This is a genomic window from Pseudarthrobacter quantipunctorum (assembly GCF_045291495.1).
Classification (GTDB): domain Bacteria; phylum Actinomycetota; class Actinomycetes; order Actinomycetales; family Micrococcaceae; genus Arthrobacter; species Arthrobacter quantipunctorum.
In genome coordinates, this window is the sequence record NZ_CP148033.1 from 4,085,946 (window position 1) to 4,106,906 (window position 20,961).

A 20,961-nucleotide genomic window follows, 5' to 3' on the forward strand; every position below is an offset into this window, starting at 1 on the left:
GCAACACTTCCAAGCCCTCCCAGTGGCCAATTCCACTTGCTGCGCGGGGTGATAATGGCCGGATGGGGAAATCAACAAAACTTTCTGTTGCCGTAGCTGCGCTCATCCTGGGAACCTCGCTGGTGGCCTGCGACGACGGCAGGAGCGGCGCAGAAGCCGCAGCACAGCAATTTGCCACAGCGGTTTCGGGACTCGATGTAGCGGGGGTGGCCTTCGACGGCAAAGACGCCGCTGCCGCCAACGATCAACTGCGTGGCGTCTTCAAAGCATTGGACCCACAGAAGCCCGAAGTTGAAGCAGGCGCCGTCACCCTGGACGGGGACAACGCCTCGGCTCCCTTGAACTACACCTGGAAATTCGGTGAAGCGGAGTGGAAATACACCGTCCCGGCCAACTTCAAGAAGTCCGGCGACAAATGGCTTACGGTCTGGAACCCGGCGACCCTGGCACCCGGCCTCGCGGACAGCGAGATCCTGGCCAAGGGGTCCCAGTCCCCGCCGCGTGCGGACATCCTTGGGGCCGGGGACGTCCCCCTGGTCACCTACCGTCCGGTGGTGAACGTCGGCATAGACAAACCGCAGCTGGGCGCTGCCGATCCCGCCGACTCCGCCACCAGGCTTGCTTCCCTCGTGGGGGTTGACCCGGCCGGCTACGTCGAGCAGGTGAAGGCCTCCGGCGCGGAAGCCTTTGTTTCCGCCATTACCCTGCGGGAAGAAGGCCGGACCATCACCAACGAGCAGATCGCAGCCATCCCCGGTGCCCGTGCCATACCTGCCTCTGTTCCGCTGGCACCCAGCCGGACCTTCGCCCGCGCCGTGCTCGGCACCGTGGGAGAGGCCACTGCTGAACAGATCGAAGCCTCGGACGGTGCCCTAACGGCGGGTGATGTCACCGGCATCGGCGGGCTGCAGCAGCAGTATGACGAACAGCTCAGGGGGACGGACGCCGTCGTAATCCGTGCCCAGCGCGCCGACCTGACCCGCGAACAGATCCAGTCCGCAGCAACGGACCCCCGGCGTGTGCTCTTTGAAGTGGCGCCGGAGCCCGGTACGCCGCTGAAGACAACCATCGACCCGAAGCTGCAGGCACTGGCGGAGACCACCTTGGAGGACGTGGGACCGGCATCCGCAATCGTGGCGCTGCGCCCTTCCAGCGGTGCCGTCCTGGCCGTGGCATCGGGTCCCGGCAGCAACGGCTACAACACGGCCATGCTGGGCCAGTACGCCCCGGGATCGATCTTCAAAATGGTGGATTCCCTGGCCATGTTCCGCAACGGGTTGACTCCCGATTCCAAGGTTGAGTGCACGCCGACCCTCACAGTGGACGGCCGCACCTTCAAGAACGCCGACGGTTATCCCGAGGGCTCACTGGGCTCCGTCAGCCTCCGGGACGCCTTCGCACATTCCTGCAACACGGCGTTCATTGCCGCCCGGGACACCGTGTCACAGGGACAGCTCGAGGCCGCCGCCCTGGCCATGGGCATCGCTGTCGAAGCACCTTCGCTGGGCGCCGACGCGTTCCTCGGATCGGTCCCCGGCGAGGCGGCCGGGACGGAGCATGCCGCCTCCATGATCGGGCAGGGCAAGGTGCTGCTTTCTCCCCTGGCGGCGGCCATGATGGCCGGTTCCGTGGCCAAGGGCGCGCCGGTGTCACCACAGCTGGTCCTGAATCCCGACGGCGGCGCTGCCGCGGCCGGCACGACGAGCGGGTCCACGGCACCGGCAGCCCAGCCTTCCGCGTCCGCTACGGCGGAGCCGCCGTCGACGGCCTCGGGCGAGCCGATTACCGCTGCCGAGGCCACTGCCCTGGGTGACATGATGCGCGCCGTGGTCACCTCCGGGCACGCAGGATTCCTGGCGAGCGTTCCCGGCGCGCCCGTGGGGGCAAAGACCGGTACCGCTGAATACGGCAAAGAGAACCCGCCGAAGACGCATGCCTGGATCGTGGCTGTCCACGGCGACCTGGCAGTCGCCGTCTTCGTGGAGGACGGCGGACTGGGAGCAACGACGTCCGGGCCGCTGCTGAAGGAGTTCCTCACCGCGGCCGGGTAGTTTTTGTCCGGATATGCCCGCTTCCAGGCCCGGTCAGACCTGCGTATCCGGACAAAATCCCGCCGCCGTCGCCGTGGGAAGATGGAATACGTGGCCCATATTGACGTTTCCGGCATAGATTACTTCCTCTCCGACGGCACCCAGCTGCTCAACGGGGTGACCTTCAAGGTCCCGGACGGCACCAAGACCGCCCTGATCGGCCCCAACGGCACCGGGAAGACCACCCTTTTCCGCATCATCGCCGGTGACCTGGTGCCGGATGAAGGCGTGATCGGGCGGTCCGGGAACATGGGCATCATGCGCCAGTTCGTGGGCCAGGTCCGGGACGGCTCCACGGTCCGCGACCTGCTGGTGTCCGCTGCCCCGCCTGCGCTGGCGGCAGCGGCGCGTGAGGTGGACGACGCCGAGCTGGCCATGGTGGAGCACGACGACGAGCCCAGCCAGATGCGGTACGCCCAGGCCATCGTGGACTGGGGAGACGCAGGGGGCTACGACGTCGAAACCGTCTGGGACGAAGTGTGCATGGCCGCGCTGGGACTTCCCTTTGACCGCGCGCAGCACCGCCCGGCGTCGAGCCTTTCCGGAGGCGAGCAGAAGCGGCTGGTTCTGGAAGCGCTTTTTGCCGGGCCGGACGACCTTCTGTTGCTGGACGAACCGGACAACTACCTCGACGTTCCGGGCAAGCGGTGGCTTGAGGAGAAGCTGAACGAATCCAGGAAAACAGTCTTCTTCATCAGCCACGACCGTGAGCTGCTGAACAACGCCGCGGGGCGCATTGTCACGCTGGAACCGGGCATCAACGGTGCCGGCGCCTGGATCCACGGCGGCGGGTTTGGCTCCTATGTGGAGGCGCGGGCAGACCGGAACGCCCGTTTCGAGGAACTGCGGAAGCGGTGGGACGAGGAGCACGTCAAGCTCAAGGAACTCGTCAACATGTACAAAAACAAGGCTGCGTTCCGCTCGGACATGGCCAACCGGTACCACGCCGCTCAGACGCGCCTGGCAAAGTTCCTGGAAATTGGGCCCCCAGAGGCCCTCCCCATCGAGCAGAATGTGCAGATGCGCCTCAAGGGCGGGCGGACCGCCAAGCGTGCCATCGTGGCGGAGAAGCTGGAACTGACCGGGCTCATGAAGCCCTTCTCCACCGAAGTATGGTTCGGTGACCGCGTCGGCGTGCTGGGCTCCAACGGCTCGGGCAAGTCGCACTTTCTCCGGCTGCTGGCAACGGGAGGAACCGATCCTGAGCGGGAGCACCTGCCCGTTTCCGACGTCGAAATTGCCGAAGTGCCGCACCAGGGCACGGTGAAACTTGGCGCCAGGATCCGTCCCGGCTTCTTTGCCCAGACCCACGTCCGGCCCGACCTCCTGGGCAAGACGCTGCTGGAAATCCTGCACCGTGGTGATGAGCACCGTTCGGGACTCGGACGCGAAGCGGCGGCCGGGGCTCTGGACGGTTATGGACTGGCGGGGCAGTCGGAGCAGAAGTACGAGTCCCTCTCCGGCGGGCAGCAGGCACGGTTCCAGATCCTGCTGCTGCAGCTGAGTGGTGCCACTTTGCTGCTCCTTGACGAGCCCACCGACAACCTGGACCTTCACTCGGCCGAGGCACTTGAGAAGGCCATTGACCATTTCGAAGGCACCGTCCTCGCAGTGACCCACGACCGCTGGTTCGCGCGCACCTTCGACCGCTTCCTGGTGTTCGGATCCGACGGCAAGGTGTACGAATCCGCCGAACCGGTGTGGGATGAAAAGCGCGTGGAGCGCGTCCGCTGACCCGACGCCCTCTCACTTGATGCGGCTTTTCGGCCATCGCTCTCTCAGCAGTGAGAGAGCGATCGCGTTTAAGGCGCATCGAGTGATAGAGCGTTGCAGTATTTCCCGCATTAAGTGAGAGAGCGTCATGATCAAATGATCAGGAGTTGCTATCATTTGATCATGAAGACTGACGAGCGGCACCGCGCTATTGCCGAGCTGCTCCGTAAGCGCCATGAGGTGACCGTGGAGGAGTTGACGGTGGCCTGCGACGCCTCGGGCGCGACCATCCGGCGGGACCTCGAGGTCCTGGCAGCAAACGGCGTCCTCCGCCGTGTCCACGGCGGGGCGCGAAGCCTGATCGGCCGCGGCGAAAATCCGGGCTACGGCCAGCGCGAACTGGAGGACCAGGACGTCAAACACCGCATCGCGGCTGCGGTGGCAGGACTATTGGGCGACCGTGAACACGTCTGGCTGGACAGCGGCAGCACAGCTACGGAGGTGGCGCGCGCTTTGCGCGGCAGGGACCTGACCGTCATGCCGATGTCCCTTAGGTCGCTGAACGTCCTTGCGGGAGAAGAACCCACCGCTGGCACCCGTCCTGCCCTGCTACTGCCAGGCGGCAGCCTTGTCCCCGGCGAGCTGAGCTTCCGCGGCCCGCTCGCTGAATCCAACATCCGGTCCCTGCGCTTCGATACCGCCGTTGTCACACCCTGCTCCGTGGACCTCAACGCCGGCCTCCTGGCCCACGATATCGATGACGCGGCAGTTAAACGTGCCGGCCTGGAATCCGCCGGCCGGGTAGTGGTGGCAGCCTCCGCCTCCAAATGGGACGCACAGGCCCGGGCCCTGGTTGCCGGGCTGGAACGGGTGGACGTCCTGGTGACCGATAAGACTTTCAGCGCCCAAGACCGCGCGCAACTCGACAAAAACTCCCTGGAAGTAGTGACTGTATGAGCATCAACACCGGAACAGAGCAGCACGCTGGACTGAACGCTGCCGCCGCAGCCACCTTTGTGGTTTTTGGCATTAACGGCCTGGTCTTTGCCAGCTGGGCGGCGAGGATTCCTGCCGTCACCGAGACGCTGGAGATTACCTCCGGCCAGATGGGCACGCTGCTGCTGTGCACCGCCGTGGGTTCGCTTCTCGCGCTCCCTGCCGCTGGCCTGGTGGTGGGCAGGATCGGGACCGCAAACACTGCACGCTTCGGTGGCAGCCTGGCGGCCCTTGCGGGGGTGGGAATCGCGGCGTCGCTCTCTGTTGCTTCCATTCCGGGGACTGCTGTTTCCCTGTTCTTCTTCGGGATAGCCATTGGCCTCTGGGACGTGGCCCAAAACATCGAAGGCGCCGACGTGGAGCATAAGCTGCGGCGCACCATCATGCCCCAGTTCCACGCAGCTTTCAGCGGCGGTGCCTTCGTCGGCGCGCTGGTCGGTGCCGGACTCTCGAACCTGGGCGTCGGCCTTCCCCTGCACCTGCTGGTCATCGCCGGCGTGGTGGTGCTGGTGATGCTGACCGCCCCGCGCTACTTCCTCCCGCACGTCTCCACCGCCACACCTGATGGAGAACCAAAGGCAGCCAAAGGCCCGTCAGCGTGGCGCGACAGCCGCACCCTGCTCATAGGCATTGTGGTCCTGGGGGCCACACTGACGGAGGGTGCAGGCAATGACTGGATCGCCAAAGCATCCGTAGACGGCCTGGGCACCTCCGAATCCACCGGCGCCCTGATGTTCGCGCTCTTTGTCCTTGCCATGACCGCAATGCGTTTCCTTGGCGGCCGCGTCATCGACAAGTATGGCCGCGTTGCCGTCCTTCGGGCGAGCATGGCTGCCGCAGCGGCCGGGCTCTGCCTCTTCGTCCTGGCCGGAAACGTGTGGCTTGCCGCCGTGGGGGCTGCCTTATGGGGGGTTGGCGCAGCGCTGGCCTTCCCCATGGGTATGTCCGCGGCCGCGGACGATCCCAAGCATGCCGCGGCAAGGGTCTCGGTCGTATCCACGCTGGGTTATATATCTTTCCTCGCCGGGCCTCCGCTCCTGGGATACCTGGGTGACCTCACCGGGATCCACCTGGCGCTCCTGGCCATCCTCGCGCCGATCCTCCTGGCACTGCTGCTGGCGGGAGTGGCAAAACCCCTCAAAGCCGGGTAGCGGCGCGTACGTCTGTTCTGCACGACCGGAAGTTAGGCTTTCCGTGCGCGGTAGGGTGATGGAATGCAGAGCAAATGGCGCCGGGGCCATCGATGGATCAGCCGCGTGGACAGATACCTGGTGCGGCATGTCTCGGATCTCCCGGGAGGGAACCATGATGCTTTCTTCCGCCGACTCTCCGCCTCCGCCAACCACGGCAAACTCTGGATCGCCGCGGCTGCAGCAATGGCTGCCTTTCCGGGACGGCCCCGCCGTGCGGCGCTGCACGGCCTCATAGCCCAGGCAGTGGCGTCGGCCGTCACGAACGTTGTCTTCAAGACCCTGCTCCCCCGGACGCGGCCGCTGCCGGAACATCTTCCGGTCTTCCGGTTTGTCCACCCCCAGCCGACGAGTTCCTCCATGCCCTCCGGCCACTCCGCGTCTGCCGTCGCCTTCGCGGTGGGAACAGGACTCGTCCAGCCCGGGATTGGGGCCGCGTTGGCACCCGTGGCGGCGGGGGTAGCCTACTCACGTGTCCACACCGGAGCGCACTGGCCTTCCGATGTGTTGTTCGGCTCCGCCTTGGGCGCCGGCGCTGCCCTCCTGACGCGGAAGTGGTGGCCGGTACGCCCCCCTTTTCCCCAAGTGTCCCGCACCAGGACGCCGGCGCCGGAACTCCCCGGCGGCACGGGACTGAGCATCGTGGTCAACACCCTCGGCGGATCATTCACGGAGGAAACGGCCGCGGCGCTGCAGGAAGTATTCCCAAAGGCTCATATTAATTCCGTCCATCCGGACCAGGACCTGCTGCAGGAAATCCGGCTGACAGCGGAACATCCCGGCACCCGTGCGCTCGGGGTATGGGGCGGCGACGGGACCGTCGGCGCTGCGGCAGCCGCCGCCGTCGAGCATTCCCTTCCCCTGCTGGTACTCCCGGGCGGTACCCTGAACCACTTTGCCCGGGACGCCGGCACCGGGAGCCTCAAGGAGGCTGTGGCCGCGGCTTCCAGCGGAGAGGCGGCGCTGGCGGACCTTGGGATTGTCACGGTGGAGCGCGGACTGGCCGGCAGCCCGGAAAGGGCACAGTTGACCATGCTGAACACCTCCAGCGTTGGCCTGTACCCGAATTTCGTGCGCCGGAGGGAACAACTGCAGCCTGCGCTGGGAAAACCCCTGGCCGGTGTAGTGGCGATGCTCCGCACTTTCGCGGCCGGAACCCCGCTCACCCTCACTGTCGACGGCAGGCGGCACAAAGTGTGGATCGCATACGTCGGAAGGGGCCGGTTCTACCCGCGTGACCACGCGCCCTTGTTCCGGCCCGTCATGGACGACGGCGTGCTCGACGTCCGCATGATCACTGCCGACGAGTCCTTCGCCCGGATGCGGCTTCTTTGGTCCGTCCTGACGGGTACGGTAGCCACCTCACGCATCACCCACCTCTCAGAGGCAACACGGGTGCGGATTGATGCCGGCGGGTCGCCCATGGCTTTGGCAGTGGACGGTGAGGCACTGGCCGGCGTCCGCAGCGTCGAGTACTCAGTGCGCCGCCGCGCCCTGTCCTACTACTCTCCGCAGCCCCAGTCACCGCCCGATCATCCAAGGGGACTACCCTGAGCTGTCCCTGAATCATCCCTGAGACCGGCGCAATCCGTCCCGGCCGTGGGTAGCGTGGTGCGTACCAGTCTTCTGCAAGCATCCTGCAGTCCACAGCTTTCGTTCGAAGGAACATTCCATGATTGAGGCAACAGGGCTGACCAAGGTCTACGGCGATAAAACCGCCGTGGACGGGGTCAGTTTCACCGTCCAGGCAGGCCGCGTCACCGGTTTCCTGGGACCCAACGGCGCAGGAAAATCCACCACCATGAGGATGATCATGGGACTCGACCGGCCCACATCGGGCTCGGTCACCGTGAACGGGGTGCCGTTCGCACAGCATGCCGCACCCCTGCGCGAGGTGGGCTCCCTCCTCGACGCCAAGGCTGTCCACACCGGCCGCACCGCGTACAACCATCTCCTGGCCATGGCCGCGACCCACAGTATTCCAAGGAAACGGGTCCAGGAGGTCATCGAGATGACCGGCCTGGGGGACGTGGCGAAGAAGAAGGTGAAGGGGTTCTCCCTTGGCATGGGACAGCGGCTGGGCATTGCTGCCGCACTGCTGGGCGACCCGCAGACCATCATCCTCGACGAACCGGTCAACGGCCTGGACCCGGAGGGCGTGGTCTGGGTGCGGAACCTGGTGAAGTACCTGGCCTCGGAAGGGCGGACAGTGTTCCTGTCCAGCCACCTGATGAGCGAGATGGCCATGACCGCAGACCACCTGATTGTCATTGGCCGGGGCAGGATCATTGCCGATGCCCCCATTGGTGAAATCATCACCGGCAAGGGCCAGTCCCGTGCCCGTGTCCGGACGGACCAGCCGGAGCAGCTCATGCGCCTTCTGGCGGCGGACGGCGTCTCCATAGAAGTCCAGGACCACGAACTCCTTGAGGTTGCCGGCCTGCCCGCCAGGGACATTGCCCGGACGGCGCTGGACAACCGGATCATGGTCTACGAGCTCACCCCACTCCAGGCAAGCCTCGAAGAGGCGTACATGGAACTGACCAAGGACGAGGTGGAGTACCACTCCCTCATCACCACGGGAGCTGCGGCGCCCACCCAGACCGGAGGACAGCAATGAGCACAGCAGCACTTCAATCCCGCCGGCAGCAGGGCACGCCCGGGCCCAGTTTCCTGCGCGTCCTCAACTCGGAGTTCATCAAATTCCGGACCCTGCTCTCCACCGTGATCCTGGTGGGATCCACCGTGCTGGTGATGGTGGGCTTTGCCGCCCTGAACGCCTGGGGCATCGGACAGTTTTCCGAGGCATCCCGGAACGACCCCCAGGCAGCCGCAGCCTTCGCTGCCCAGGGCGCCGACCTTACAGCGGGAATCCCCACGTCCGGCATCGCCTTCGCCCAGCTCATCATCGGATCGCTGGCGGTTCTGCTCATGAGCTCGGAATTCACCACCGGCATGGCACGGTCCACTTTCTCGGCGGTTCCCAAACGTACGCCGGCTTTCGTTGCGAAGCTGCTGGTGGTGACGGCGTGCGCGTTCGTGGTGACCGTGGTGTCATCCCTCCTCGCCTACCTGGCGGCAACCCCCATCCTGGACAACTACGGCTTTGACATCGACCTCGGCTCCGAACACTCCCGGCGCCTCCTGCTGGTCAGCGGCGTGTATGTGGCAGCAGTGGCGGCAATCGGCATGTCCCTGGGAACACTCCTGCGCAACTCAGCAGGGGGAATCATGTCCCTGGTGGGGCTGTTCTTCGTGGTCCCCATTGCCTTCCAGCTCATCCCCGGGGAGTTCTTCGAGGAAGCACGGAAGTACCTGCCGGACAGCCTATTCGAGCGGATCGTGACAGCTGCCCCCGCCGAGGATGCCCTGGAGGTCTGGCAGGCCTGGACATGGCTGGGCGCCTGGGTGGTTGTTCCGGTGGCGGCAGCCATGACCGTGTTGAAGAAGCGCGACGTCTAGCACCACGAAACAGGCAACCCCAAAATATGAACCAAACGGCATTTACAAAGGACGCGCCGGCCTGGCAGGCCGACGCGTCCTTTGCCGAGCTCACGGCGAGGCGCAAAGGGCGGCTCCGCCGGTACCTCCACAGGCGCCCGCTGGTCATGGATTCGGTTGTGGCTGCCAGCTACAGCCTGCTCGTGGCACCCACCGCGGTGGATGCCGCCTCCTCGGGCAACTGGCTCGCAGCCGGTCTGTTAATCCTGGTGGCCGGATCCCTGTTCCTGCGCCGGTTCTATCCCGTAGGACTGGTGGCCTTCGTCGCGGTGGTGGAAGTGGCAGTCACCCTGCTGCACCCCTGGGGCTCCAACGTGTCCGCGGGACTGTGGTTCTCGCTGTACGCCGTGGCCGTGGCGCACACCCGCCGCTTCGCCCTCATCACCATGGCCGCCGCCACCGCTCCGCTGGCGTTGCTCTACCTCCTGGCGGCCGTGGGACCCATGGAAAACTCCTTCGTCCACGATCCCGGAGTCAACCCGGGCGACTTCCACCTCCTGACCAGCATCGCCACCGGCGCCACGATAGCCCTGTCCAACATCGTGGCCACGGGCATCGGAATCGGCGTCCGTCAACGCCGTGAGCATGAGCAGGAAGTCGCCGCCTGGGCCGCCCGAGCCGCAAGTCTCGCCTCCGTCAACGAGCGGAACCGGATCGCGCGCGAAATGCACGACGTCGTGGCCCACTCGCTGACGGTCATGATCAGCCTGTCCGACGGTGCCGCCGTCGTGGTCCGGAAAAGCCCGGAGCGCGCCGGCGAGGTACTCGGCGAATTGTCCAGGACGGGACGGACCGCCCTCGCTGACATGCGCCGGGTCCTCGGCGTGCTCCGCGATGACACCGGAACAGCCGCCCCCAGGCTGCCCCTTACGGCGGGGGACAGCCTGGCCAGCCTGCTGGAAGGCTTCCGCACAGCGGGCCTGCCGCTGCACTACTCCCACACCGGGCCGGCCTTGCCCGATGATGCGGCGTTCCAGCTCACGGTGTACCGGATCGTGCAGGAATCGCTCACCAACGTGCTCCGCTACGGCCGCGCCCTCACCCGGGTGGACGTCACCGTTGTCCGCTCCGGCTCCACCGTCACCATCGACGTGGTCGACGACGGTGCCGGGGTGGCCGGACATCCCGCCACGGAGGGGGCTGCTTCCCCGCCCGGCGCTGGCGGTTCCCATGGGTCCGGCCAGGGGCTCGCGGGGATGGCCGAGCGCTCCAGGATCTACTCCGGATCGGTGGAAGCCGGGCCCAGCGGCCGGGGCTGGCGCGTGCACGCTGTACTGTCCTGGCCCGGCGAGGAGTCCGCCGGATCAATCCGCCCCTACGAACTGCAAGGCAACCCATGACCGGCAACGCACCCATCAACGTCCTGCTGGCCGATGACCAGCCGCTGCTGCGGATGGGATTCCGCCTGATCCTGGAGGGCGAAGAGGACCTGAGGATTGTTGGCGAAGCCTCGGACGGGGCCGACGCCGTGCGCCAGGTCCGGGAGCTCAACCCGGACGTGGTGCTGATGGACGTCCGCATGCCCGTGCTGGACGGCATTGAGGCCACCCGGGCCATCACCGCCGCTGGTTCCTGTGCCCGCATCATCATCCTGACCACCTTCGACGTGGACGAGTATGCCTTTGCCGGCCTCCAGGCAGGGGCCTCGGCCTTCCTCCTTAAGGACGTGGCGCCGTCGGAATTGATCAGCGCCGTCCGCGTGGTGGCCAGCGGGGACGCCGTGGTGGCGCCGCGCGTTACCCAGCGCCTGCTGGAAACGTATGTCCGGGGTGCCGCCCGGCCGGCCCCGGCCGCCCCCGCGCCGGATCCACTGCTGGCTGACCTGACCCCGCGGGAAACGGAGATGCTGGAGGCGATGGCCGAAGGGCTGTCCAATGCCGAAATCGCCCACCGGTACTACCTCTCGGAAGCGACCGTGAAGACCCACGTGCGCCGCATCCTCACCAAGCTCCACCTCCGGGACCGGGTCCAGGCCGTGGTCTACGCGTATGAAACCGGCCTGGTGGTGCCGAGCAACCCGGACTACTGAGGCGCGCGGCCCAACGCCGTCTAGACTCGAGACCATGCCTTCCCTTGCCTCCGCCGCAGACCACATCCAGGACCTTGGCGCCTACGTCAGCGCGTCGCCGTCGAGCTTCCACGCCGTGCACGAAGCAGGCCGGCGACTGGAAGGCGCGGGCTTTGTGCGCCTGGACGAACTGCAGCCCTGGGAAGGCGGGCCGGGCCGGTTCTTCATCATCCGGGACGGGGCGCTGATCGCGTGGGTCGTTCCCGAAGGGGCAGAGCCGGCCACGGGCTTCAACATCCTGGGCGCGCATACCGATTCGCCCACCTTCAAGCTCAAGCCCAAGCCCACCACGGGCGCCCACGGCTGGCTCCAGGCCGGTGTGGAGGTCTACGGCGGGCCGCTGCTGAACTCCTGGCTTGACCGGGAACTGCAGCTGGCCGGCCGCCTGGTCATGCTGGACGGCACCGAGCACCTGACCGCCACCGGGCCAATGCTCCGTTTCCCGCAGCTTGCCATCCACCTGGACCGCGCAGTCAACGACGGCCTGACCCTGGACAAGCAGCGCCACATGAATCCGGTGTGGGGACTCGGCAATCCTGCCGACGCCGACCTGCTGGCCGTGCTGGCCTCCCACGTTTCCGACGCTTCCGTGGACCCTGCCCGCATTGGCGGGTACGACGTCGTCATTGCGGACACGCAGGCCCCTTCGGTTTTCGGGGGCAACAGCGAGTTTTTTGCTTCCGGGCGCCTGGACAACCTGTCCTCGACTTATGCGGGGCTGGTGGCGTTGATCGCGCACGCGTCCGGTGCTGTGTCCGGCCCTGGCAGCCCGATCGCCGTCCTGGCGGCGTTCGACCACGAGGAGATCGGCTCCAACTCACGCTCGGGTGCCTGCGGGCCCATCCTCGAGGATGTCCTGGTGCGGATCTCTGACGGCCTCGGCGCCACGGTGAGCCAGCGGCGGCAGGCGCTGGCGGCGTCGTTCTGTGTTTCTGCCGACGCAGGCCACGCCGTGCACCCCAACTACGCGGAGCGGCACGACCCCGCCAACCATCCGGTGCTGAACGGCGGCCCGCTCCTGAAGATCAATGCGAACCAGCGGTACGCCACTGACGCCCCCGGCGCGGCCCTGTGGGCCCGGTTGTGCTCTGATGCCGGCGTGCCTTACCAGGAGTTCGTGTCCAACAACGCGATTCCGTGCGGCTCCACCATCGGTCCGCTGACTGCCACCCGCCTGGGAATCCGGACGGTGGACGTTGGTGTTCCGCTGCTCTCCATGCATTCCGCGCGGGAGTTGTGCGGCGTGGAGGATCCCTGGCGGCTGGCCGCGGTGGCCGAGCTGTTCTTCCGCACTGCCGCCTAGCGGGACGGTTCCTTTCCGAAGGCGAACAGGTGCTGGTCGATTTCGTGGGCGGGGACTCCAACCCACGTTTCTCCGGCCGGCACGTTACTGAGGACGGCAGCACCCATGCCCACCGTGGCATAGTCACCCACCGACGTCCTGTCCCGGACACTCGAATTCATGCCGAGGTAGGCAGCCTTGCCTATCCGGACGCCGCCGCCCAAGGACACGCCCGCGCCGAACGTCGCAAAGTCCGCCACGTCGTCGTCGTGGGTGAAGGTCACCGAGGGCATTGCCACCACATGCGAGCCCAGGGTGACGGCGGCTGTCAGGGTGACGTTGCGCAACAGGATGCTGCCCCGCCCGATCCGGCAGCCCTCGGGGTACTGGACCGAGGGATCCACGGCTGTTGCATACCGCGATTCATGGATGCCCAGGGACGTGAGCCGGTCCACCACGGCCTCCCGTGCCTTCCCGGACGCCAGGCACACCAGCAGGAATGCGTGGGTGTAGTTGGCGGCATCATCGATGGTCCCCAGGACAGGTGCGCCGTCAACGGTGACCCCTGCCATTTCCTTGTCGTCGTCCAGCAGCCCAACGACGTCGTACTGGCCACTGCTTCGCACCATCGCCAGGACTTCACGGGCAAGGCCGCTCACTGAAATAAGGATCAGCTCACTCACGTGCCCACCGGGTGCGCTGCGTTCCGGATGGCATTGATGACGCGGTTGATGCTGGACGAGTCGATCTCGTGGAAGACAGGGAGGACCAGGGTGCGGTCGCTGAGCCGCTCCGTGGACTGCAGCCTGGCGTTGCCGTTGTCGCGCCAGCGGTAGGCCGGCTGGCGGTGCGCGGCGTATGCCCCGCGCCGCGCGGTGATGCCGGCCTCGGCCAGCCTTTCCAGCAGCGCTTCGCGGGTCATGGGGAATCCCGGGAGGACTTCCAGCCACAGGGACTGGTAGTTCGTGGTGCCGTAGGGCGGATCGGACACGATCCTCAGTCCTTTGAGGCTTTTGAGGGCCTCCACGTACATGTTCGCGATGTTCCGCCGCCGTTCCACCATCTGCGGCAGCCGTCGCAGTTGGATGATTCCGACGGCGGCCTGCAGGTCGGTCATGCGGTAGTCGAAGCCAACTTCAAGGCAGACCTCGCGGGGGGAGAGGAACAGTTCCTCCCGGTTGAGGGCTGCCAGGCTGCTTGAATGTTCCCGCAGGGCGCGGGCGCGGGCTGCCCAGTCTGCCCGGCGGGTTGTGAGCATGCCGCCTTCGCCGGTAGTCAGGATGTGGTTGGGATGAAAGGACCACACGGTGATGTGGGCGCCGGCGCCCACCGGCTTGCCCTTGTACTGCGAGCCCACTGCACAGGCTGCGTCCTCGATGACCGTGATTTCGTGGCGGTCACAAAGATCACGGATGGGGTCCAGGTCCACGGGCACTCCGCCCTGGTCCACCACTATCACCGCCCGGGTGTCCAAGGTCAGGGCGGCGTGGATGGTCTCCGCGGTCACGTTGCCGGTGGCAGGATCCACGTCGCAGAAGACGGGGCGTGCTCCGACGTACGTCACGGCGTTGGCCGTGGCGATATAGGACAGGGAAGGCACGACCACATCGTCACCGGGACCGATTCCCGCCACCACGAGGGCCAGATGCAGCGCGGTGGTGCAGCTCGATGTCGCCACTGCGAACCTGGCCCCCTGCGCGGCTGCGAAGTCGACCTCGAACTCCTTGACTTTCGGACCCTGGGTAACGCATCCGGAGAAGACCACCTCGGCCAGCGCGTGGGCTTCCTCCTGCCCCAGCCAGGGCTTCATTACTTCGATGCGTGCAACAGCTGATTCGGTGGCCACGAGGCACCATCTTTCCTAGGAGGAACGGAACGAAGACGGGCAGCTCGTCTCACCTGGACCACAGGACGCTTTCAAGCCAGGATCCTGCGGCGTACTGCTGGTAATCCTCGGGCCCTGGTACCTGGATGCTTGACGCCTGGCCTTCAAGGCCCCTGCTGCGGGTGACGGCCTCCAGCATGCCGAGTACCCGCAGGCCGGATGTGTTGGTGGACGGTGCCCTCTGCTGGCCGCGCACCCGGCGCGCAAACTCGGCGGCCGCGCGGTTCCGCGCCTCCTGGCCGAAGGCGGGCACCGGTCCGTCTTCGGCCGGCACCTGAAGTGCGCCGGGCTCTGCCCAGTACGGGGACCGCCGCCGCTGCTGGGTGGATGAATCGGAGTCGAAGATGCCCAGTTGTTCCTCTTGCAGCATGGCATCCCACACCAGGACGAGCTGCGAACCCGCGATCACCAGCTGGTTGCTCTTCACGCGGCTCAGGTTGTTGACATGCAGGTGCACCGTGGCGTCGTTGGGAAGCCTGAAATTCACGTGGCCAACACAGTCGCGGCCGGTTCCCAGGGGGTCCCCGCCGAGTGCCGAAACACCCTGGGGGTTGAGGCGCCCGGCAAAAACAAAGTCAAGGAGGGCAAGACTGTCCGGGGCAAGGTCCCAGAAGACGTCCCGGTCAGTCCGGGACAGGTTGCTTTCGGTGCGCACCGCTTCGACGAAGAGGATATCGCCCAGGGACCCGCTGGCCACCAGCTTCTGCATCTTTTGCACAGCAGGTTCAAAGCACTGGGCCTTGTTTGCCATCAGGACAACGTCCCTGGCGTCCGCCTCCGCTGCCATCTCCTGCCCGAGTTCCAGGCTGTCCGCCAGAGGCTGTTCCACCAGAACGTGCTTGCCCGCCCGCAGCGCAGTCATTCCTGTTCCGAACAGGGCGCGGAGCGGGGTCGCGATCGCCACCGCATCCAACTCCACACTGTCCAGCAATTCGTCGATGGCCTCGAACCAGGGCGCACCGCCAAGTTTTTCCGAGACCTTGGCGGCCCTGCGGGAGTCCACGTCGCAAATGGCCGCCAGGTCCCAGTCCGGGCCGGCCTGCAGGGTTTCGGCCATGCCCGCTCCCCGGGAACCAGCGCCGACCACAGCGATACGCAACCTGTCCGCGTTCACGTGGTCCCTGCCGTGGCCGGAGTCCTTAGCGAAAGCTTCCATTCTCATCCTCTTTGTCAGTAGGCGCCGGAAGGCTGGATGACGGCACGGAAAGTCCGCCACAAGATCAGCAGGTCACCTGGGATTGACCAGTTTTCGACGTAGTAGAGGTCCAGGCGAACGGCTTCGTCCCAGGACAGGTCCGAGCGCCCATTGATCTGCCAGAGGCCAGTGAGGCCCGGCTTGATGAGGAGGCGCCGGTGGGTGTGCCGTTCGTATCCGCTGACCTCGCGGGCAAGCGGAGGGCGTGGTCCCACCATGCTCATATCGCCAAGCACAACGTTCCAGAGCTGCGGGAGTTCGTCCAGGGAGTACTTCCGCATCCACCGTCCGCACCGCGTGACCCGGGGATCATTGCGCATCTTGAACAGGACACCGGCGCCTTCGTTGGTATCGTGCAGCACGGCCTGGCGCTCCTCCGCATCGACCACCATGGAGCGGAACTTGTACATGCCGAAGGTCTGGCCACCCTTGCCGATCCGGTCCTGGCGGAACAGGATGGGCCCCGGGCTGTCCATCCGGACGATGACGGCGAGGAGCAGCAGCAGCGGTGAAAGCACCGTCAGCGCGGCACCGGCAAGCGCCACGTCCACGACCCGCTTGAGGATGTGCTTGCCGCCGGAGTACTGGGGGATGTCCACGTGCATCAGCGGAAGCCCTTCCACCGGACGCCAATGGATCCGGGGCCCCGCGACGTTCGTAAGGGTCGCTGCCAGCACCATTTCGGCCGAGCACTCCTCCAGCCTCCACCCCAGTTCCCGGATGAACTTGTTGCCGCCCGGGAGGGGTCCGGCAATGATCACCGAGTCCGCCTGGGCGAGGCGCACCGTCCGGGCAATGTCATCCGTGGAAGAAAGAACGGGCACCAGCTGCTCGCCCACGCGGAGCCTGGCCCCGCGGCGGGAACCGGGAAGGCATACGCCGAGGATCTTGTAGACGGGGCCGGACTTCTTCTCGATCTGCTGGACGACGTACCGGACATCCTCGGGCTCACCGACGACGATGGCCCGGGACAAGTGCCGCCCCTTGGCCTTTTCCGTCGCCAGCCGCCGGCGGAAAAGCCAGCGGTTCGCGGTCAGCGAGAGGATGCCCACCGGCAACGAAACGGCGAACATGGTGGCGCCGCTCTCGATGGAGAAGACGACGGATGCAATTGCAATGAACCCGAAGAGACGGAAGGTGGCCGATATGACCCGCTTGTATTCGTCTGCGCCGACGCCCAGGACTTTCGGATCGCGTGTCTTGTAGATTTCCAGTGCAGCGATCCAGATCAGTGCCAGCGCAACGCTGGCCGCGATGCCCGCGGCCGTTGAGGTCCTGTCGAGAAGTCCCGGACTGGAGCGGTGGTAGCCAAGAGCGACTGCCCCGGCGATCAGCAGCGAGTCGGTAACACGCAACAGGTTGATGTGGACTGAAATCCAGTCGGCGGAGGACGCCTTGCGGCCCAGCGCAGCGGGAACCAGGCTGACGGCCGGCCGGTAGCCGGGAGCTGACGCCGGCCCCTCGCCCGCCAGTGCAGGACGCTCACCTGCCAGGGCGCCGGTGAGCGCTGAGCGTTTGGTCCCGAAAAGCATGGGACGCCGCTGTCCGGTGACGGGTGCTTCTGCCATGGTGACCCCTTCCGGTATGTCCGCTTGTGCTCTGGCCGTGAAGCAAAACTAGTCACGGAAAGCCTGCTGCGGAGGATTTGCGCGGGCCCTTTGTGGGTCCCGCGAAGGAATTTTGTGGATAATGCGGGTAGCTGCAGCAGCAGCAGTTGGCGCTAAAGGACCGGCAGGATGTACGGCTCCGGAGCTGCCTTCTCTTTGCTGGCGGCCAGGGCAGTCAGCTGGGCGCGTGACTCAACCCCGAGCTTGCGGTAGATGGCTGTCAGCCTCACTTCCACGGTCCTCACGGAGACGAAGAGGGTGGAAGCGATTTCCTTGTTGCGCATACCCCGGGCAACCATCCTCGCCAGGACGCGTTCGTGGTCAGCGAGTAGCAGCATGGCCGGGTTTCCCTGTGGGCCTGGTGCCTCCACCCGTTCGTCCAGCAGGAGGGCGTCCACGTGCTGGATCCACGCATTGGCGCCAACCTCGTCGAACATGACCTTGGCCCGCAGGAGACCGTCGCGGGCATCCCGCAGCCGGCCAAGTGCCTTCAGCCTTTCTGCGTAGCACAGCATGGTCCTTGCCCGTTCGAGCAACGAATCCCGCGAGTTCCTGCTGTCCAGGGCCTGGCCGAACAACTGCAGCGACTGCTCGCCGTCCGCCAGGATGGCACGGCTGCGCGCAACCGCCATCATCAGCCACGGTGAGCGCAGTCCGACGGAACGGCTCTCCAGGCTGAGGAGGGCCTGGGTGGCTTCCCGGTGGCGTCCCAGCCGGACCAGTACCTCCACGAGGTCCGCATCGCACCGCAGCAACGTGGGATTGGTGAAACCTGTACCAATTTCAGCGGCACGTGAGAGCTGGGCCAGGGATTCTGCAAGGTCACCCCGGAGCAGTGCGAAGTGGCCCTGCCACGCAGCAAGCTGAGCAGTGATGGCCGGGTGGCTTTCGGCGCCGGCGAACCGCTGTGCCTCGGCCGCGTAGCTGTGGGCGAGGGCTTCATCCCCCAGGGCATGGGCACGCCAAACCCTGAAAACGTGGCGGAGGCCGCGGTGGTACTTGAACTCGGGTTCAAAAAGTTCAAGGTCATCCATGAGCTTGCTCGCCGTCCGGACGTTTCCTGCCCTGATCTCGTTGTCCACAGCCAGGAACAGGGCCGTTTCCCGCCAGTTCACGTGGGCGTCCCGTGTGGAGGTCCGCACCATGGCAAAGAGCTCCTGCGCCTGGTCGTATCGCTCCGCGTAGCTGTAGGCGCGGCCCTGGATCAGGAGGCCTGCCACGGAACTGCCCTCAAGGCTGTACTTGCGTCCGGGCTGCACTCCGTCGCCGCTGGTGGACTCCGTGAGCAGCCGCGCGCGTTCCATGAGCTCAAGGCACTCAGCCGATGCCGAGTCCTGGAAATTTCCGGCGTACTGGAGAAGGTCGCACGCATCCTGGAATTCCCAGCGTTCCGCGTAGTACACGGCGGCGACGGCGAGGAGGTTGGCGGCGAAGCCGGGATCATGCTGGCCGAATTCCTTCACCAGGCGCAGCACCATGCTGGAGCGGACTGCTCCGCCCTGGATGAAGTCGATTTCGAAGGAAAGCCCCGTCAGCCGGAGGATCAAGGCAGGATTCCTGGTCACCCGCTGCGCCCACTCCAAGTAGCGCCTGGCGTAAACGAACTCACCCCGGTTGAACAGCAGTTCCGCGATTGCCGCCAGGCGTGCCGCGGTTTCCGCTTCCCACGGGTTTATGGTCAGGGCGCGTTCGACGTATTCCACCGCGAAGGACAGTTCGCCGCCGCGGATCAGGTCCACGGCATGGCGGAGCAGGCCGAAGGGGGTCTGCCGTTCCAGTGCGGTGAAGCTCAGATGCCACCTGCGGGCATAAGGGTCAGTGTCCTGGCAGGCTTCCGCCAGCGCCCGATGGTTGGCGGTGCGGACTGCAGGGGTCATGGCACCAAAAACATACCCGCGAAGCAGCTGGTCCCGGATTGCAAGGTGCGGGCCTGTGCGGTGCACGATCCCGCAGGCGAGCAGCTCGTCCACGCCGGTCCATACGTCCTTGCTGATCTTTTCCAGCGTGGTGATGTCGCTCCGGCATGAAAGGGACAGCAGATCCAGGACATTCCGTGCGGGCACGGTCAGGCCGCCCACCACCAGGGCGAATTCCGCCTCGAAGCTGCCGTTGCCGGGAAGGGGAACCGGGAGGGCGAACTTTCCCTCCGCCTGCCGCTCCAGCAGCCGGCCGTAGAGTTCGACGGCGGCAAGCGGGTTTCCGCGGGTAGCTGCGGCAACTGCGTGGGCAGCCGCCGTCGTGGTTTGCCTTGCGGGGATCGCCTCAAGCATCCGCACCGTATCGCTGTAGCTCAGCGTTTGCAGGTGCAGCACGGACAGGCCGCTGAAGGGGCTGTCAGGCATCTCGTCACGGAGGCAGACGAACATGGCAATGTCTGTCCCGGACAGGCGGCGGGCCAGGAAGCCGATAACAGCCTGGCTGCTCGGATCCAGCTGGTCTGCGTCGTCAATGACGATGACCGTCCGGGAGGATGCGCGCTGGTGCAGGCCGTTGAGGAGCATTGAGGAGATGGCCGGAACGTCCAGGGCCCCGGCAGTATCGCGCAGGAGCTCGTCGGCGATTCTGTTGAGGACGGGATCATCCATGGCGTTGAGGAGGGCAGTGACACCGGACAACGGCCAGTCCGATTCGAACGCACTTGCTCCGAGGAACACGGTTTTGTAGTCGGAAAGTATGGGGATCTCTGAGAGCAAGGCCGACTTTCCAACCCCGTGGCCGCCGATCACCGCCAGGGCCGTGTCCTTTGGACCGCGGATCACCGAAAGAAGCCTGTCCAGCTCCTTGTTTCGCCCTAACAATGACATGGGTCCCCAATCCTCGAAGAAGGAGACCACATTCTTTCGTTAGTAGTTGTTCCAATACTGTACGCCGCCATCCGGTTATGGATAACCATTAGGTCGGCAGGCTTTCGGTTCGCACCTCCAGCACGGTTCCCAGCCGTTAAGCGAATATAGCCCTGAATTTAGGCAAAGCGCCATATATAGTTCACTTAGTATTGGCTCAAGATCACCCCTGCTTTTCCTCAAGGAGGCAGCGGAAGCCCTACCTACCTAATCGCCCGCAGTCCACCTCCTCCCCTACCTAATGCCCGCGGCGGCCGGCCGGCTACCTATGCCCAGTGGAGGCAGCAGCAGGATGCCCTTTACCTACGTACTACGGGGAGCCGGGGCGAAAAAAATGTGAGTACCCACTACTCGTGCCAGCCCATTAGGTAGGGGGTAGGCTCTCGGGACTGCCATCGGATCAGCGGTGCCTGCCGGCGTGCGGCGGGCAGGCGCCGTCGAAATTCCAACCTATCAAGAAGTGGTGAGCGAATTGCCGAGTTCCCCCCAACTTCCGGTTTCTTATTCGGAGCCGGAATTTGCCAGAGAATATTCAAGCGGCAACAATGCGCCTGCCATTCCAGAGGTTAATTCGGCGCTGATTACCGTGTT

At 65.6% G+C, this 20,961-nt stretch carries 15 protein-coding genes; 10 read left to right on the forward strand and 5 right to left on the reverse strand.

Annotated features, from left to right (window positions below):
* Positions 1-62 precede the first annotated feature (62 nt).
* The 10 genes from WHH00_RS18650 (at position 63) to WHH00_RS18695 (ending at position 12,861) form a co-directional block, all read left to right on the forward strand.
* Positions 63-2,051, forward strand: coding sequence for a penicillin-binding transpeptidase domain-containing protein (locus WHH00_RS18650; protein WP_406635126.1), 1,989 nt, complete (start codon positions 63-65; stop codon positions 2,049-2,051).
* Positions 2,052-2,141: 90 nt separating this feature from the next.
* Entirely contained in the window at positions 2,142-3,824 is a 1,683-nt protein-coding gene (locus WHH00_RS18655) for an ABC-F family ATP-binding cassette domain-containing protein (protein WP_406635128.1), read from the forward strand.
* A 162-nt stretch (positions 3,825-3,986) separates the two neighbouring features.
* Positions 3,987-4,760 carry a DeoR/GlpR family DNA-binding transcription regulator gene (locus WHH00_RS18660; RefSeq protein WP_406635130.1) on the forward strand — a complete coding sequence of 258 codons (774 nt, stop codon included), beginning with the start codon at positions 3,987-3,989 and terminating at the stop codon, positions 4,758-4,760.
* Positions 4,757-5,950, forward strand: coding sequence for an MFS transporter (locus tag WHH00_RS18665; RefSeq protein ID WP_406635132.1), 1,194 nt, complete (start codon positions 4,757-4,759; stop codon positions 5,948-5,950). Before WHH00_RS18660 ends, WHH00_RS18665 begins: the two co-directional genes overlap by 4 nt.
* A 63-nt stretch (positions 5,951-6,013) precedes the next feature.
* Positions 6,014-7,543 carry a bifunctional phosphatase PAP2/diacylglycerol kinase family protein gene (locus WHH00_RS18670; protein WP_406635134.1) on the forward strand — a complete coding sequence of 510 codons (1,530 nt, stop codon included), beginning with the start codon at positions 6,014-6,016 and terminating at the stop codon, positions 7,541-7,543.
* A gap of 118 nt (positions 7,544-7,661) precedes the next feature.
* Positions 7,662-8,609 carry an ABC transporter ATP-binding protein gene (locus WHH00_RS18675; protein ID WP_406635136.1) on the forward strand — a complete coding sequence of 316 codons (948 nt, stop codon included), beginning with the start codon at positions 7,662-7,664 and terminating at the stop codon, positions 8,607-8,609.
* The gene (locus WHH00_RS18680) at positions 8,606-9,451 is read left to right on the forward strand and encodes an ABC transporter permease (protein WP_406635138.1); all 846 of its coding nucleotides are present in this window, start codon (positions 8,606-8,608) and stop codon (positions 9,449-9,451) included. The genes WHH00_RS18675 and WHH00_RS18680 overlap by 4 nt, the downstream gene beginning before the upstream one ends.
* 26 nt (positions 9,452-9,477) lie before the next feature.
* On the forward strand, positions 9,478-10,830 hold the full coding sequence (locus WHH00_RS18685) for a sensor histidine kinase (RefSeq protein WP_406635140.1): 1,353 nt from the start codon (positions 9,478-9,480) through the stop codon (positions 10,828-10,830).
* Positions 10,827-11,519, forward strand: coding sequence for a response regulator transcription factor (locus WHH00_RS18690; protein ID WP_231454181.1), 693 nt, complete (start codon positions 10,827-10,829; stop codon positions 11,517-11,519). The genes WHH00_RS18685 and WHH00_RS18690 overlap by 4 nt, the downstream gene beginning before the upstream one ends.
* Before the next feature lie 34 nt (positions 11,520-11,553).
* The gene (locus WHH00_RS18695) at positions 11,554-12,861 is read left to right on the forward strand and encodes a M18 family aminopeptidase (RefSeq protein WP_406635142.1); all 1,308 of its coding nucleotides are present in this window, start codon (positions 11,554-11,556) and stop codon (positions 12,859-12,861) included.
* Here WHH00_RS18695 and WHH00_RS18700 read toward each other — a convergent pair.
* From WHH00_RS18700 to WHH00_RS18720, 5 genes are all read right to left on the reverse strand, one after another.
* A complete protein-coding gene (locus tag WHH00_RS18700; protein ID WP_406635144.1) occupies positions 12,858-13,523 on the reverse strand; it encodes a NeuD/PglB/VioB family sugar acetyltransferase in 666 nt (221 codons plus the stop codon). The genes WHH00_RS18695 and WHH00_RS18700 overlap by 4 nt on opposite strands.
* A complete protein-coding gene (locus tag WHH00_RS18705; protein WP_231454240.1) occupies positions 13,520-14,650 on the reverse strand; it encodes a DegT/DnrJ/EryC1/StrS aminotransferase family protein in 1,131 nt (376 codons plus the stop codon). The genes WHH00_RS18700 and WHH00_RS18705 overlap by 4 nt, the downstream gene beginning before the upstream one ends.
* A gap of 85 nt (positions 14,651-14,735) precedes the next feature.
* The gene (locus WHH00_RS18710) at positions 14,736-15,881 is read right to left on the reverse strand and encodes a Gfo/Idh/MocA family protein (RefSeq protein WP_406635146.1); all 1,146 of its coding nucleotides are present in this window, start codon (positions 15,879-15,881) and stop codon (positions 14,736-14,738) included.
* 14 nt (positions 15,882-15,895) lie between these two features.
* Positions 15,896-17,452, reverse strand: coding sequence for a sugar transferase (locus tag WHH00_RS18715; RefSeq protein WP_406638691.1), 1,557 nt, complete (start codon positions 17,450-17,452; stop codon positions 15,896-15,898).
* A gap of 188 nt (positions 17,453-17,640) precedes the next feature.
* Positions 17,641-20,331, reverse strand: a complete 2,691-nt coding sequence (locus WHH00_RS18720; RefSeq protein ID WP_406635148.1) for a LuxR C-terminal-related transcriptional regulator — start codon at positions 20,329-20,331, stop codon at positions 17,641-17,643.
* Positions 20,332-20,961 lie beyond the last annotated feature (630 nt).

What these genes read in the sequence shown, in the direction of transcription:
- WHH00_RS18650 (WP_406635126.1), top strand. Translation starts at nt 63, where the DNA reads ATGGGGAAATCAACAAAACTTTCTGTTGCCGTAGCTGCGCTCATCCTG.
- WHH00_RS18660 (WP_406635130.1), top strand. Translation starts at nt 3,987, where the DNA reads ATGAAGACTGACGAGCGGCACCGCGCTATTGCCGAGCTGCTCCGTAAG.
- WHH00_RS18665 (WP_406635132.1), top strand. Translation starts at nt 4,757, where the DNA reads ATGAGCATCAACACCGGAACAGAGCAGCACGCTGGACTGAACGCTGCC.
- WHH00_RS18670 (WP_406635134.1), top strand. Translation starts at nt 6,014, where the DNA reads ATGCAGAGCAAATGGCGCCGGGGCCATCGATGGATCAGCCGCGTGGAC.
- WHH00_RS18675 (WP_406635136.1), top strand. Translation starts at nt 7,662, where the DNA reads ATGATTGAGGCAACAGGGCTGACCAAGGTCTACGGCGATAAAACCGCC.
- WHH00_RS18680 (WP_406635138.1), top strand. Translation starts at nt 8,606, where the DNA reads ATGAGCACAGCAGCACTTCAATCCCGCCGGCAGCAGGGCACGCCCGGG.
- WHH00_RS18685 (WP_406635140.1), top strand. Translation starts at nt 9,478, where the DNA reads ATGAACCAAACGGCATTTACAAAGGACGCGCCGGCCTGGCAGGCCGAC.
- WHH00_RS18690 (WP_231454181.1), top strand. Translation starts at nt 10,827, where the DNA reads ATGACCGGCAACGCACCCATCAACGTCCTGCTGGCCGATGACCAGCCG.
- WHH00_RS18695 (WP_406635142.1), top strand. Translation starts at nt 11,554, where the DNA reads ATGCCTTCCCTTGCCTCCGCCGCAGACCACATCCAGGACCTTGGCGCC.
- WHH00_RS18705 (WP_231454240.1), bottom strand. Translation starts at nt 14,650, where the DNA reads ATGAAGCCCTGGCTGGGGCAGGAGGAAGCCCACGCGCTGGCCGAGGTG.
- WHH00_RS18710 (WP_406635146.1), bottom strand. Translation starts at nt 15,881, where the DNA reads ATGGAAGCTTTCGCTAAGGACTCCGGCCACGGCAGGGACCACGTGAAC.
- WHH00_RS18715 (WP_406638691.1), bottom strand. Translation starts at nt 17,452, where the DNA reads ATGCTTTTCGGGACCAAACGCTCAGCGCTCACCGGCGCCCTGGCAGGT.
- WHH00_RS18720 (WP_406635148.1), bottom strand. Translation starts at nt 20,331, where the DNA reads ATGTCATTGTTAGGGCGAAACAAGGAGCTGGACAGGCTTCTTTCGGTG.